This is a genomic window from Vibrio sp. 1457 (assembly GCF_033340195.1).
Lineage (GTDB): Bacteria > Pseudomonadota > Gammaproteobacteria > Enterobacterales > Vibrionaceae > Vibrio > Vibrio alginolyticus.
On record NZ_JAWOWA010000007.1, the window covers coordinates 139762 to 153161 of the forward strand.

Genomic DNA, 13400 nt, shown 5'->3' on the forward strand with positions numbered 1-13400 from the left:
AGCGATATGATTTGTCGACAAAAGCCAAGCGAGACAATGTATGAGCGTTAATCTGGATATTCAAAATATTTTGGTATTAAAACGGATGTATGAGTTACGTAACGTCCGGTTAGTCGCAGAATCACTCGGTAAAACGTCAGGAGCAATCAGCAAAAATCTGACAAAGATGAAAACTCAGCTCAATGATCCGCTATTCGTTCAGACCAAAAATGGCTTTGAACCAACAGCTTTTGTGGAAGCGAACATTGCGCATTTTGAGCAAATAATCAACAGTATTGATTCCATCAAACCACAGCATTTTTCACCAGCTCATTTTGACGGCTCAATCACTATTTATGCCAACACATTGTTTTGGGAGTACTTCGGTGACAAGTTTTACTTGGAGTTACTAAAGCACGCTCCAGAAGCAAAATTCTCATGTTTGCGCTGGGGTAGCGAAGCAAAAAAACGATTAATTGACGGTGAAAACGCCATTGCGATTCATTACTTTGATGAAGATCTGCCACAGTCAATTGTTCAGACCGAACTGGGGCGAGGAAAAGCGGTATTTTTTGTTCGACAAGATCATCCCGCTCAAAACTCCCAAGAGCTAGAAGAATACCCTTTTATACTTTTTAAAACGCCGGGATGGAACGACTACCGATACCCTGTGTTGGAAAGGCTCAAACATATGGGTTTTAGAACCACACCTAAAGTGGAAATTGAGCACCCAGCGATGATTCAAAAAGTGCTTCTGCAAACGAATCATTTTGGCATAACGATGAGTGGACATGTTCCTAAGGGTTGCCGAAGTATCGCGCTTCCTGCTGGGCTAGAGCTTGATGTTCGCTACGTGATGAGCTGTCGTCGCTCTCAACAGCAAGCTCCGGTAAATCAGTGGTTATTAGATGTAATTAAGCATGTCGCTCAGTCCTAGACTGATGACTTGCTACTGCTAATAATAGCCAAACCACACATGCGCTCTACTCACTCGCTGAACGAACATTAAAGACTCTGTATTAACCATTGAGCAAAGGTGTTTACGTGTGATTTTTCGGATGCTCGAACCATCATATAATGTGCACCAGAACTTGGCATATTCCAATTTCCAGCCTGGACTAATACGCCCTGTTGCAGCTCATCCTCAACAAGAAAGTCTCTTACCAGCAACACGCCAAGTTGATTCATCGCAGCATGAATAGCAAGCAATGAGTGTTCAAACTCGGCGACGACTTTGCTCACCTTCCCTTGATAACCTTGGTGCGTAAGCCACTCTTGCCAAGATTCATGATAACCGCCAGTACAAATTTTAGGCGCTTTAGCTAACTGCAAGAGGTCATTTATCGGGTTTAAATGCATAAAGCCGGGGCTTGCGACAACGATCCAGTTTTCTTGGGTTAATCGTATGGCTTCTTGCTCTTGCCAATCTCCATCTCCGTTAATAATTTCGATATCCGCAATCGCACTGGCGCTTGGAACTGTATTAGCAGTAGTCGAGATTTTAAAGGAGATGTCTGGGAATTGTCGCTGAAAATCAGCCAATCTTGGCATTAACCACTGAGAGCAAAAGCTGTGAGCGACATGTAAGTTAACTTGCGTATTCTTGGGACGAGTAAATAAATGCTGCGTCGTGGTCGATAATGTTTGAAGCACATGATTAACCACAGGCCAGTATTCTTGTGCGGAGCAGGTCAGCGTAAGGTGCGTGCCCTTGCGCTCGAATAACGTCGCATTGAGCTGTGACTCTAGCGATTTCACCTGTTGGCTTACGGCCGCACGAGTCACATTTAGCTCCTCTGCGGCTTTTGTAAAACTCTGTAGTCGCGCCGTGGCTTCAAAAGCTCGGAGCAAATTGAGCGGCGGTAAACTTTGCATATCATTCTCCCAAACACTTGGCTGTCATGCTATGAACTGGTGATGACAAATTGATGAAGGTGCTGAGTTTACGTATGTTGAGCACATGTCAAAGCGTCCCGATATAACTATGTTTCTACACAACTACTGAGTTAGTTAAGCGGGATCAAAAAAGCCAGCGTGATACACGCTGGCTTTTGGAACTTTATCTTAAGCAGGAATTATTCTGCTTTTTCAGTTGTTTGGTATTCAAACGCAGGAACAACCACTTCAACACGACGGTTCATTTGACGACCTTGACGTGTCTCGTTGCTTGCCACTGGGTTAGCTTCACCCATGCCTTTCACTGTCATACGCTCAGCCGCAATACCTTTTGCTTGGAACTCGTCAGCAACGGCTTTCGCACGTTTTTCTGTGAGTTGCTTGTTGTAAGCAGCAGAACCTGTCGTATCGCTGTAACCCGTGATCTCAACTTGAGCTTGTGGGTAAGTATTCATCAAATCAACGGTACCAGAAAGGTTCGACGCGTCTTTCACTTCTGCACTTTCTAAGTCGAATTGTACTGTCGCTGTTGTTTGAGCAGGGTAAACGTGATCTACAATGCGTGTTGCAGGACGTGCTTCTACTACCTCTTCAACGGCTTTTTCTTGAACGACAGGCTCAGAACCAAACTTGTAGTTGAAACCAATACCGAAGAAATCTGAATCCATGTCTTCAATTACATCATCAGACATATCTTGGTAGCGTTGGTATTCAGCACGTAGGCTCCAGTTGTAGTTGATTTGGTATTCAGCACCCAGAGAGCCAGTTGGTACGAAATCTTTCTCGTCACCAGCCATCATGTATGCAGCACCAACTTTCGCGAATAGATTCCAAGAATCCGTTAGTGGTAGGTTAAATTTAGGAGCAAGCGTCAACGCCCAAAGATCACCATCAACGGTGTTTAGGCCAGGCTTTTTGAAGTTTGCAGTGAAGTCACCAAGGTAATCAACACCATACTCTGCTGCAACGTACTTGTTGAAGCTGTAGCCTAAGTGCATAGATGCTGCAAAACTGTCGTCGTCACAAGGTTCGTTTAGGTAACACGCATCGTTTAGAGAGTTGTAACCTATTTTACCGCCCATGTAAGTGTCAGCAAGTGCAACGTTTGAGATCACACCACCAGCAAGTACAGTAGCCACTGCTATAGCGATTTTTTTCATTATTCTTTTCCTTTTTCTTGTACACAAAGCAACACATCGCGGCAGCATACTGCCGTAAAATATGAAGCCGTAACTTTCTCTTTTCTTCGAATAGAAATAGCTAAATAGCGTAGGAAAGAATCAAAAATGATATTCAAACGCCAATGACGTAAAACGGAAAAAGGTAACCTCAAGACCATCTATTCATGAGCTTCATCCGCATACCCAACCGAAAAACAAAGTTCGTTGCGTTGGTTTAGCCATAGTCAATTCGTTGCGGAGAATATCACAAAGAAGCCAACTTTCTGTGACGCAAATCACCATAAAAAGCCACTTTCTCAAATTTAAGAATCATCATTTAAGCTTGTGAATGGCAACAAATTTTTACAGGGGAGCGTGGATCTGGAGAGCACAAAAAAACAGCTCATTTAAATGAGCTGTTTTCGAAATAATGAAAAAGCGTTAACTCGTCGCGCTAAATTTTATCCGCTACGGTTAACGTTGCAGCTAATACATCTTGCCCAAACAAGACACTACGCTCAGGAGACCAACCGTAAAGTGGATCTGGGTGATTGTTGTTATCTTTAAATGGCATTTCGATTGTGTAAGACAAGCATTTGAACTGCTCTGCAACCCAATTTGAACCCACCGTCAAATTCGCTTTACCAGGCTCATCTTTATCGTAACCAATCTCATCTTGGAACTCTGGCGTAATAGTCAGTAACGCTTGCTTAAATGATGTCTCTAAAGCGGCAAGATTTTCATCGTAAGAAGGAATACCTTCTGAGCCAGCGACGAAGTTATACGGAATCGCTTCATCGCCATGAATATCTAAAAACATGTCAACACCCGTTTCCAGCATGCGCTGACGCACAAGGTAGACTTCTGGGCTCTTTTCCATTGATGGCGTTTGCCATTCACGATTTAGGTTTACACCTACTGCGTTGGTACGCAAGTGACCGCGAATACCACCGTCTGGGTTCATATTTGGTACGACGTAAAGCACCGCTTTTTCAAGCAATGCACGCGCAACCGTGTCGTTTTCATCTAACAGACGTTGGATCATACCTTCCATGAACCATTCCGCCATGGTCTCACCTGGGTGCTGACGTGCAATCATCCAGATTTTCTTTTTGCCTTCTTCTGGCTCACCGAAAGTAAGCAAGCTCATGTCATTGCCATCTAGCGTATGACCAAGCGTCTCTAGTTGGCAGTGGTGCGCGCTTTGTGCCATGTGTAACAAGTCTAAATGACGATCGTACGTGTATGGCGCAAAGTACGCGAAGTAAATTGAGCTGCGCTCAGGGATTACAGTGAAAGTCAGCGTGTCGCCATCGAACTCTGCCGGTACTCGGAACCATTCTTCACGATCGTAAGACGCAACCACATCGTAACCTTGCCATCCTTCTGGATAAGCCGATTTAGCCAAATCAAGCAATTTGATGGTGTGTGATTGCTCGGCTTCTGTCTCAAGACGGAAGTGGAACCACTGGTAGAATTCCGACATATTGTCGTTAGGAATTTTGAGTTGGATGTCGTTTTTGTCGTCCGCTTTCACTACGTGAATGCTGCCGCTATCGAAGTTGCTGAATACTTTCACTTTATGACTCACCTTTTAAATCTGAGCTTGAAAGACAGAGGCTAACACAAGGCTTCATCGCGCCCCAATGACTTTCACTGCAAACTGTCTCGTTTGTGGCTAAAGTCTTCAGTTTAGTCAAGCTTATCCGCTTTGCCTGCTGGTCCCGCGAGTTTTGCTAGCCACTTATCCCAGATAAACGGCGTTTTCTCGTTATCTTCTGCTTCCTCTTTTCGACGTACCGCGTTGCGCACTATCATAGCCCCGGTCCAGCGAAGCGGTTCTGGTGGGAAATACCCCAACGGTCCTTTGGCTAAACCACTGTTCGTCCACTCGTTATCGATTCCCAATATCAATGAAGATAAGATCTTTCCGCCCATTCGAGTCTGCGCTACACCATTGCCTGAATAACCAAATCCGTAAAAGATATTGCTCTGTTTATCTAGCTCGCCGAAAAAAGGGAAACCAGTAGCAGAACGATCAGAGCCCCCCGTCCATGAATAAGCAAACTCCTCTCCTCTCAAATGACGAAACAACTTATCGAACGACTTGCGCAGTAGACCTTGGTAGCGTGTTGGCTTGTTAAACATTACGTCAACTTGGTTATTGAAAGAAAACTGATTGCCGCCTTTCCCCAACATCAAACGGCCATCTGGCGTATCTCGGTAATAGTGGACGAAGATACGTGAATCCAACACGCTAGAACCTGCCTGCCAACCAGATAGAGGTAGTGCGTCACCAAGCGGCTTGGTGATCACCATGTCGGAAGAGACCACAACGATACTGTTTTTGAACTGTTTAAACTGCTCCACCATCCATGCATTTAATGCCAATACCACCTGCTGCGCTTGAACATTTCCTTTAGGTGTACAGACAGTGGCAGGTTTTCCATAATCTAGACGCGTCATCGGCGTGTTCTCATAAACTTCTACACCCAGATCAATAGCAACACGGCGTAACCCCCTCACTAATAATGCAGGTTGAACGCTGGCTGCAACTGGAGAGTGAAAGCCTTCTATATGTCGAGGTGAACCCGCATTGGCACGCAGTTCCTCCACCGAGCAACGACGCCAACTGTTCACTTCTAATCGCTTTAACTCGTCCACAACTGGCTGCATTCCCCCAGTTTGAGCCTGATTGGTTGCAGTGTAATAAACCCCTTTCAAAGATAAGTGCGCATCAATGTTGTGCTGCTGACAAAAGTCGTCAATCTCTAGCACTGCTTGTTCCGACTCTTTTACTAACCAAGCAGCATGTTCTTCACCGAATAACCGTTTCAATGTCGGAAACTTGGTAGACCAAGTCAGCATACAACCGCCGTTTGCGCCCGATGCACCACTGCCACAAAGGCCTTTTTCAATCACGACTACCTTTTTTTCCGGAGATTGCTGCTTAATCATAATCGCGGTCCAAAGTCCGGTGTATCCGCCACCAACAATCGCAACGTCAGTATTAATGTTCTGCTGTAACGGTTGTGGCGTTTCTGGTTGCTCAGCTTCAATTGCCTGCTTGAACCAATATGAATGATGTGTCATCGGGTATCCTCGTTAGTGCGTTACATCCATTTCCGCAAACACTTTACAAACGATGATGACAATCAACGAGCAAGAAAATCTAACGCTGAGCGATAGAAAATGTTGCACTGAGAGTGTGAAAATTTTCGCTTTCGACAAAAAAAATGGGGAGCTCGTGGCTCCCCAAAACAAACAGCAAAAAATATTAGTGGTAAACAATTCAAGTCCGTCTTACTGGTTAGTATTTACCGGTATCACGCATGCGGTACTCGTATTGAACATTGAGAATAGGCTGGTAAACAACTTGCCCGTCACTTTGCAAGAACTCATTTACCATGACTTTTGAGTCAGTGATAGAAAACGATTGGCGATCAACATACGTTGTAAGGCTCGTAAACTCATCACGGAGTTGTCCAGATGATTTATTTTGGTAGCTTTGGATCATGTCTCGGCCCATTTCATAAGCCGCTTGTTTGCTATCCATTACGTCGCCATGGATAGTTTCGGTATCGTTTGTCCACTGATAACCACCAGCAAGAGCCATAGAAGGTGCAGCAATCAGAGCAATCGTACTTGCTAAAGTTGTTAAGCGTTTCATAAACCTCTCCTTACTTACCTTTACATCGGGCCAAAATTGGCTCGATACTTATAAGGTACGTATAAAGACCTAAAACACGTCAAAACAATTTCAAATAATGTTCAATTTTCGTTCAACTTATTTCACATTAACTTAGCAACTCAACGTCATATTCAGCCGACATTCGCATTTTCTTTCTTTTGAACAATGGGTTTCAACCTGACACTTCCTTACCAAACCATACAATACCTAAGGTCAATTTTCTCTTAGAATCCCAGCAAAAGAACAGTGTTCAAAACCTTACACAAACGTCGGACACAGCAAAAACCACCTCTTTTCAGTCGTGCTTTGCATTCCTCCTTTTCGGGTTCTTCGCTGCTCGTCCGTCGGTTCTTAATTGTCGCTATTGAGCACAAGTTAATCTGGAGTGAAAATGACCGCGAACAAATCCATTTTTTACCATAGCAAATCGATTTACTCAGATGATTATGCTGATGTCTACAAGCCAATTTGGACCTACAGAGCTAAGTTCATCTTACGTGCGCTTTATTACAAACGTGCGTTTAAGCACCTTTCAGACAATATTGAATCGTCATTGTTAGAGTTGCTTTGTACACGTACGCATCGATTTTTAGAGAAGCCGTTTCGTCCGTATATCATCAAAAACAACTCAGCGTTCGATCGTTCTAACTTGGTGGTTGATCACTATAAAACGATTTCAGAACTGTTTTCTAAACAAACAATCGAAGAAATCTACACAGACTCGAAAGGCCTAACATTAGCCTCTTTTGAAATTGACGAAATCCTGTACTCGGTGAGATTAGTATACGAAGCACGTTATCAAAAAGAAGGCGATATGAGCCTAGTGCTGCACAGCGCTGAAGATGGCAACTTCTACACACTCTCTTTTACGCTCGGTCACATCGAATCTGGACGCAGCATTATGATTGGCGGCTTACAAGGACCGCGAAGCAGTGAAGAAAACAACGCGAAAATTAAAAAGCTAACTCGTAAGCTTTACGGACAGAGACCAAAAAGCTTGATGGTGAGCTTGCTCACTTTGCTCGCACAAATTTGGGAAGTGAACACGATTCTAGCAGTGAAAACGCAGTCCCATACTTACGCAGCTAAGCGCTACAGCAAAGGGCGAATCAAAACAGATTACGATGCACTCTGGCAAGAATTAGGCGGCACCGAATACAATCGTCATTTTTACTCAATTGATGTAAATGCACCCCGTCGAGATATCGAAGGCATGTCGCGCTCTAAGCGTTCGATGTATCGTCGCCGTTATGAATGGCTAGACAACACCAAGATCACTTTCGAACAAATATTAAAAGGCGAGCAAGCTAAAAGCTAAGGAGAAGCGTTCATGCGTTATTCATTCATTACTGCTTTAGTGTTGTCGGCTTTTTCTTTGTCAGCCAATGCAGAAACCAGTGAGCACATCATAGGTACAAACATTGGCTATGGCGATGTGAACTACGATGCTCCGACAAGCAAAGAATCAGGCGACATGTTCTTAGGTGAAATATATTACCGCTACATGCCAACACATAACTTTGGTATCGAAGCAGGTTATAAAGGCGCGTTTGACGGTATCGGCTCGATACTCGTGAGTCCGATTTCAGAAGTCACCGATACGAGCTTCTCCGGACCTCGCTTGAGTGGCTATGCTAGCTATCCTCTGGGTTCAGGTTTCGAACTGTACGGCAAGGCAGGTGTCACTCTCTACACTCTCGAATACACTTATAAAGTGAACGGTCAGAGCAAGAACATCGAACACTCAAGTGTCGGAGGTGAAGCGGCTGGCGGTATCGGCTGGAGCTATAAACACTTTGGTTTGAATGCAGAATATGTGTACTCAAAAAACAGCGATTTTGACTCTAGCGGCGTGATGTTTGGTGCGCAACTGCGTTTTTAAACAAGGCTTACACGTTAATACAAAAGGCAGCGAGAGGCTCATTCGCTGCCTTTTTTCGTGAATATAGGTCAATACGCAAGCGCGAGAATGACCCCCGCCACGATAGAAGTAACGCCAAGCCCTCGGGTGAGATACCATTTCTCAGACAGAAACCAAATCCCCATAAACAATCCAAACACAATGCTGATTTGCCTTAGTGCTACGACCAAGCTCACGTTGTCTGTCATGGTCATCGCAAACAGTACCAAGCCGTAGGTAGATGCCATCATTACCCCTGCCATGCTAGCTGTTTTGCGGATCTGCCACGCTGTCTTAATCTCATCTGGCTTGCCCGTAGCTAAGCACCATACAAGGGCAGGAATACCAATCGCCAAAAACTGCACGCCTAAGTAGAAGATTGCACTGTATTGATCATTCAAGATCTCTGATGCTTGCCCTGTGAGTAAACTCAGCGCTTCTTTATCGACCACCGAGTAACCCGTTGTGCCTATTGCGGCAATCAATGCCCAGAACACACCAACATTCAAATAAGAGCTCAACGTCATTTGACGAAAATTCGTCAGTGGTACCAGCATACAACCAAGGGTTATCAGCAAGAATCCAAGCCACTGCTGACTGGATAATTCATGCCCTAATGCCACACTGATTGCGCCGACCATCATCACAGGCAACGCCCGAGCAATGGGATAAACCACGCCCACGTCCGCGTGCTTATAAGCGACAATCAAACCGACCAGATAAACCATTTGTGAAATGCCGCTAATGAACAGCAATCCCCAAAACTCACTCGGTAATGATGTCCAGCCAATGGTTGCCAAATACCAAATCAAATAAGGGGTAAGAATGAAACATGCAGAAAAGCTGGCCGCCATAGTAAACGCGAGTCCAGAGCCTGAGTTGCTTTTACCAAGGATATTCCAACCCGCATGGAGAACAGCAGAAAAAACGACGAGACCAATCGCCAACAAATCCATTTCAATGTTCCTGTTTGAATAAAATAAAGGCCCCGAGATGGAGCCTTAGATAATGAGAAAATCCACTTAACGATTGAGTTCCGCCAGAGATTCAATGCTGATGGCATCGTGTCGCCAATACTCGATATCGCAATCAATCAACTCACCGTGCTGGTTGTAGTTGATGCGCTCCACTACCATCGCTGGCGTACCGGCTGTCGCACGCAGTGCCTGAGCCATTTCCCCCAACAAAGTGCTGGTTGAAATGCGGTAGCGAATCTTTTGATACGTCACGCCATAATGATCGCGGTAAATGTCCGTCAGTGAATTTGATAAATCGTAGTCCAACAGGTTCGGAAACAGCTCTGGGCGAATGTAGTTTGTTACGAACACCACAGGTCTATCTTCAAGGTATCGCACACGGTCAACTCGATACACATCCGAGAAAGGCTGCAAGTCCAGCAAACGCGCAGCTTGTTTGTTTGCCAACGTCCCTTTTGCTGCAACCAACTCCGTTTTTGGCACACGATTTTGCGCTTTCGCCATGTTCGGGAAGTTTAGCGTTTGGGTTGGGTCGTAACGCAATGGCTCAGGTGAGATAAACCAACCTCGGCGATCTTCGCGATAGATTCGACCTTCCGCTTCTAGCAGTGATAAAGCTTCACGCAGAGTGACGCGTGTAGTATCGAACGACTCCGCCAACTTACGCTCTGCTGGCAGTTTTTGACGCGGCGATAGCATGCCCGCTTCAATCTGTTCAACAATCGAATCTTTAATTTTTACGTATTGCACGAAGTGTCCTTATCTTTTGCGCCAAGCTTGTGTGCGATTTTCTAACAATTTACCCAAAGTCATCTGAACAATCTTCGCAATTGCGGCAGCAATCATGATCATGACAGCCATTGCCGCTGCAGCGCCAGTTTGACCTGCATCGTCCATATTCAGAATCGAGACCGAAGCCGGAATCGTATCGGTTGAGTAAAGGAATACTACCGCAGAAGTCGTGGTCAATGCATTAACAAACAAGTAAGTCGCAATGTCCAAAATCGCAGGTAAACACACAGGTAATGTCACTTTAAAGAACAACTTGTATTGAGGAAGCTTCACCGATGCCGCCGTGGCTTCAATCTCCGATGGCAACTGCTTTAGCGCTGTCAGGGCGGTCATGTGACCTACTGTGTAGTAATGCACTACCGTGTTAATTACCAAGAATGCCATGGTGCCATAAAGTACGTTCAAAGGATTGTTCGCATCGTTGAAGTAAAAGATGTAGCCCAAGCCAAGCACCATACCCGGAACCGCCATCGGCACCACGCTGAGCATTTGCATCACTTGGCGAATTGGACCAAACGCGCGCCCTTTCTCAATGCAGTAAGCACCAACAAAGATGATGGCTGTACCAATAACTGCCGTCCAACCTGCCAGCGTTAGCGAGTTGAAGAATGGGCTCCAACCGTAAGTGCTCATTTCGGCAAAGTTGTAGTTGTTTAGCGTCAGCGCTTTGTTCCAAGGCCAGAACGTAACTAACGAGCCATACACCGCCATGCCTAGCACTGCCAACACTGCGATAGAAATGATGCTGCAGTAAACCAAACAAATGCTGTCGCGCGCTTTGTTAGGTTCTGGCTGATAAGGCACCGAGCGTGTGTCGAATAAGCTCTTTTGCTTTTTCTGTACCCAGCGGTCTGCGCCGAACGCCATTACCGCAGGGAATAACAACATAATGCTGGTCACCGCCCCCATGGCAAAGTTTTGTTGCCCCACGACTTGCTTGAAGATGTCAGTCGCCAGAACGTTGTAGCTGCCACCAATCACTTTCGGCACACCAAAGTCTGTGATAACCAGTGTAAAGACGACGATAAGCGTACTGATCAAACCGTATTTCGCCGCAGGTAGCGTCACCATAAAGAAGGTTTTGATGGGCGATGTTTTAAGTGCGCGGGCTGCTTCATACAAGCGGGCATCAGAAGTGCGCAACGAAGTGGTTAAGATCATCAATGCATGAGGGAAGGTCCAGAAAATCAAACCCATCGAGATACCAATCACGCCGTAAATCGAGTTTCCTAACAGCATCTCTTTAGCAATGCCTTGATTACCGAAAAGGAAGATCAAACTGATCGCCGGCAACAACGAAGGCGCGAGAATTGGCGCAGTGCCTAGGATTTGAAACAAACCTTTAAACGGCATGCATGAACGAGTCAGCGCGTAGGCATAACCGAACGCAAGCACACCAACTACCGAGGTCACAATCACGCCCAAAGTGAAGGTGTTGCCCACCGATACCCATAAGCTTGAAGAGGAAAAGTACGTCGCAAAGTTTGCCAATCCGACAAATTCGCCATTGGCATTTTGCACACTCTTGGTCAACATTGCCCAAAGCGGCATTAAGATGAACAGCACCATCATGGTCGACAAGCCTGCGAGCAAACCGAACAACACAAGGTTGTCGCGGCTGACACGTCCGAGTAAGGATTTTGCTTTGTCTTGTGTGGTCAGGCTATTCATCGTCATTGTCTTCGCATCCATGTTTACACCTACGCCGCTAGCGCTTTATCAACCGAGGGCACGGCGTAACCATGCAGCCCTTCTTCAGCAAACTGGATGTAACGTACATCGCCCGCTTTGATATTGAGTTTTTGAACCGTTTCCATAGGTACATCCACGACGATGGTTTTCGTTGAGCTGTCGTTTTGCAATACGCAATCAATGCGGAAAAACGCCCCCAAAAACTCGGTTGCGGTAACTCGCACAGGTAAAGAGTTGGTGTAGTTTTCAACGAATTTGATGCTTTCAGGACGCACCGCAAGGTCGAAGCGGTCACCGCGTTGGATCTTACGATTAGTCAAGCTGGGCGCTGGCATTAGGGTTTCTGCAATGCGTACTTGGGAGTCCGTGGCGACTGAGGTTTCAATAAAGTTCATGCTGCCGACAAACTCAGCGACAAAGCGCGTTGCTGGTTGCTGGTAGATCTCTTGCGGTGTGCCGACTTGCTCAATCACGCCATGGTTCATTACCACGATACGATCCGCCATCGACAGCGCTTCGTCCTGATCGTGCGTAACCATGATGGTGGTGATGCCAAGCTTGCGTTGCAACTTACAAATCTCATCACGTAAGTGAACACGTACTTTTGCATCCAGCGCTGACAGCGGCTCATCCAATAACAGTAGACCCGGAGACAACGCCAATGCACGAGCCAAAGCGACACGCTGCTGCTGACCACCAGAAAGTTGGTTAGGAAATTTCTCGCCAGAGGTTGGAAGACCAATGGTTTCTAACCAGTAATCTACCTTCTCTAACGCTTCTTTGGTCGACATGCCTTGGTTCTTCAAACCCACCGCAATGTTCTCTTGCACGGTAAGGTTCGGAAACAGCGCGTAAGATTGGAATACGATGCCAAAATCGCGCTTCTCTGGTGGCAAGAATGTGGTCTCTTGACCGTTTTGAAAAATCGCACCAGACGTTGGCAAGTCTAAACCTGCAATGGCACGTAGCAGAGTGGTTTTACCGCAGCCAGAAGGACCAAGAAAACAAACGAACTCGCCCTTTTCAATCGCTAGCGAGATTTTCTTTAATGCAGTGAACTGTCCGAATTGCTTCACTACATTTTCGATATTTAGGTAATGTTGGTTAGTTGACATAACACACGCTCCAAATGGTATATACCAACTTTAGTTTTGGAGTGTTACGTTCCAATGACAAATTTATAGCCAGAAGATGACAAATAGATGAAGGGAAGCGAAGTTTGTTTACGTGACAATTAGAGATTCCCGACTCGCTCCTTCGTCACTCTCGAGAATGACGTGATGAGTGTGGATCATAAATTCTGAAATCACATT

Annotated in this window: 12 protein-coding genes; 3 read left to right on the forward strand and 9 right to left on the reverse strand. The window is 45.6% G+C overall.

The window, feature by feature from the left end; translation table 11 throughout:
* Positions 1–40: 40 nt before the first annotated feature.
* Positions 41–916: a LysR family transcriptional regulator gene (locus R7Z41_RS09830; protein WP_047102796.1), complete on the forward strand. Its 876-nt coding sequence runs from the start codon at positions 41–43 to the stop codon at positions 914–916.
* Positions 917–984: 68 nt separating this feature from the next.
* Here R7Z41_RS09830 and R7Z41_RS09835 read toward each other — a convergent pair whose 3' ends face one another.
* The 5 genes from R7Z41_RS09835 to R7Z41_RS09855 all read right to left on the reverse strand — a co-directional run bounded on the left by R7Z41_RS09835 (position 985) and on the right by R7Z41_RS09855 (position 6705).
* Positions 985–1854, reverse strand: coding sequence for a LysR substrate-binding domain-containing protein (locus R7Z41_RS09835; protein ID WP_053349355.1), 870 nt, complete (start codon positions 1852–1854; stop codon positions 985–987).
* Positions 1855–2054: 200 nt separating this feature from the next.
* The gene (locus tag R7Z41_RS09840) at positions 2055–3035 is read right to left on the reverse strand and encodes an OmpA family protein (RefSeq protein WP_065275126.1); all 981 of its coding nucleotides are present in this window, start codon (positions 3033–3035) and stop codon (positions 2055–2057) included.
* Between the two features lie 454 nt (positions 3036–3489).
* Positions 3490–4614: a M14-type cytosolic carboxypeptidase gene (locus tag R7Z41_RS09845; protein WP_017819760.1), complete on the reverse strand. Its 1125-nt coding sequence runs from the start codon at positions 4612–4614 to the stop codon at positions 3490–3492.
* A 113-nt stretch (positions 4615–4727) separates the two neighbouring features.
* On the reverse strand, positions 4728–6128 hold the full coding sequence (locus R7Z41_RS09850; protein WP_206970431.1) for an FAD-dependent oxidoreductase: 1401 nt from the start codon (positions 6126–6128) through the stop codon (positions 4728–4730).
* A gap of 217 nt (positions 6129–6345) precedes the next feature.
* The gene (locus R7Z41_RS09855; RefSeq protein ID WP_017819758.1) at positions 6346–6705 is read right to left on the reverse strand and encodes a DUF3316 domain-containing protein; all 360 of its coding nucleotides are present in this window, start codon (positions 6703–6705) and stop codon (positions 6346–6348) included.
* A 412-nt stretch (positions 6706–7117) separates the two neighbouring features.
* Here R7Z41_RS09855 and R7Z41_RS09860 point away from each other — a divergent pair, with 412 nt between their 5' ends.
* Both R7Z41_RS09860 and R7Z41_RS09865 read left to right on the forward strand, forming a co-directional pair.
* Positions 7118–8044, forward strand: a complete 927-nt coding sequence (locus tag R7Z41_RS09860; protein WP_005384371.1) for a VirK/YbjX family protein — start codon at positions 7118–7120, stop codon at positions 8042–8044.
* A gap of 12 nt (positions 8045–8056) precedes the next feature.
* Positions 8057–8608, forward strand: a complete 552-nt coding sequence (locus R7Z41_RS09865; RefSeq protein WP_005374044.1) for an outer membrane beta-barrel protein — start codon at positions 8057–8059, stop codon at positions 8606–8608.
* 68 nt (positions 8609–8676) lie between these two features.
* Here the strand turns inward: R7Z41_RS09865 and R7Z41_RS09870 are convergent, their stop codons facing one another.
* From R7Z41_RS09870 to R7Z41_RS09885, 4 genes are all read right to left on the reverse strand, one after another.
* Entirely contained in the window at positions 8677–9582 is a 906-nt protein-coding gene (locus R7Z41_RS09870; protein WP_206970433.1) for an EamA family transporter, read from the reverse strand.
* Between the two features lie 66 nt (positions 9583–9648).
* Positions 9649–10353 (reverse strand): phosphonate utilization transcriptional regulator PhnR, encoded by a 705-nt coding sequence (gene phnR / locus R7Z41_RS09875; protein WP_005442366.1) that lies wholly within the window; start codon positions 10351–10353, stop codon positions 9649–9651.
* Positions 10354–10362: 9 nt separating this feature from the next.
* Positions 10363–12087: a putative 2-aminoethylphosphonate ABC transporter permease subunit gene (locus R7Z41_RS09880; protein WP_005445406.1), complete on the reverse strand. Its 1725-nt coding sequence runs from the start codon at positions 12085–12087 to the stop codon at positions 10363–10365.
* Positions 12088–12095: 8 nt separating this feature from the next.
* Entirely contained in the window at positions 12096–13202 is a 1107-nt protein-coding gene (locus R7Z41_RS09885) for a putative 2-aminoethylphosphonate ABC transporter ATP-binding protein (RefSeq protein ID WP_206970434.1), read from the reverse strand.
* Positions 13203–13400: the final 198 nt, after the last annotated feature.

What these genes read in the sequence shown, in the direction of transcription:
- R7Z41_RS09885 (WP_206970434.1), bottom strand. Translation starts at nt 13,202, where the DNA reads ATGTCAACTAACCAACATTACCTAAATATCGAAAATGTAGTGAAGCAA.
- R7Z41_RS09850 (WP_206970431.1), bottom strand. Translation starts at nt 6,128, where the DNA reads ATGACACATCATTCATATTGGTTCAAGCAGGCAATTGAAGCTGAGCAA.
- R7Z41_RS09840 (WP_065275126.1), bottom strand. Translation starts at nt 3,035, where the DNA reads ATGAAAAAAATCGCTATAGCAGTGGCTACTGTACTTGCTGGTGGTGTG.
- R7Z41_RS09835 (WP_053349355.1), bottom strand. Translation starts at nt 1,854, where the DNA reads ATGCAAAGTTTACCGCCGCTCAATTTGCTCCGAGCTTTTGAAGCCACG.
- R7Z41_RS09855 (WP_017819758.1), bottom strand. Translation starts at nt 6,705, where the DNA reads ATGAAACGCTTAACAACTTTAGCAAGTACGATTGCTCTGATTGCTGCA.
- R7Z41_RS09860 (WP_005384371.1), top strand. Translation starts at nt 7,118, where the DNA reads ATGACCGCGAACAAATCCATTTTTTACCATAGCAAATCGATTTACTCA.
- R7Z41_RS09865 (WP_005374044.1), top strand. Translation starts at nt 8,057, where the DNA reads ATGCGTTATTCATTCATTACTGCTTTAGTGTTGTCGGCTTTTTCTTTG.
- R7Z41_RS09870 (WP_206970433.1), bottom strand. Translation starts at nt 9,582, where the DNA reads ATGGATTTGTTGGCGATTGGTCTCGTCGTTTTTTCTGCTGTTCTCCAT.
- R7Z41_RS09880 (WP_005445406.1), bottom strand. Translation starts at nt 12,087, where the DNA reads ATGGATGCGAAGACAATGACGATGAATAGCCTGACCACACAAGACAAA.
- R7Z41_RS09830 (WP_047102796.1), top strand. Translation starts at nt 41, where the DNA reads ATGAGCGTTAATCTGGATATTCAAAATATTTTGGTATTAAAACGGATG.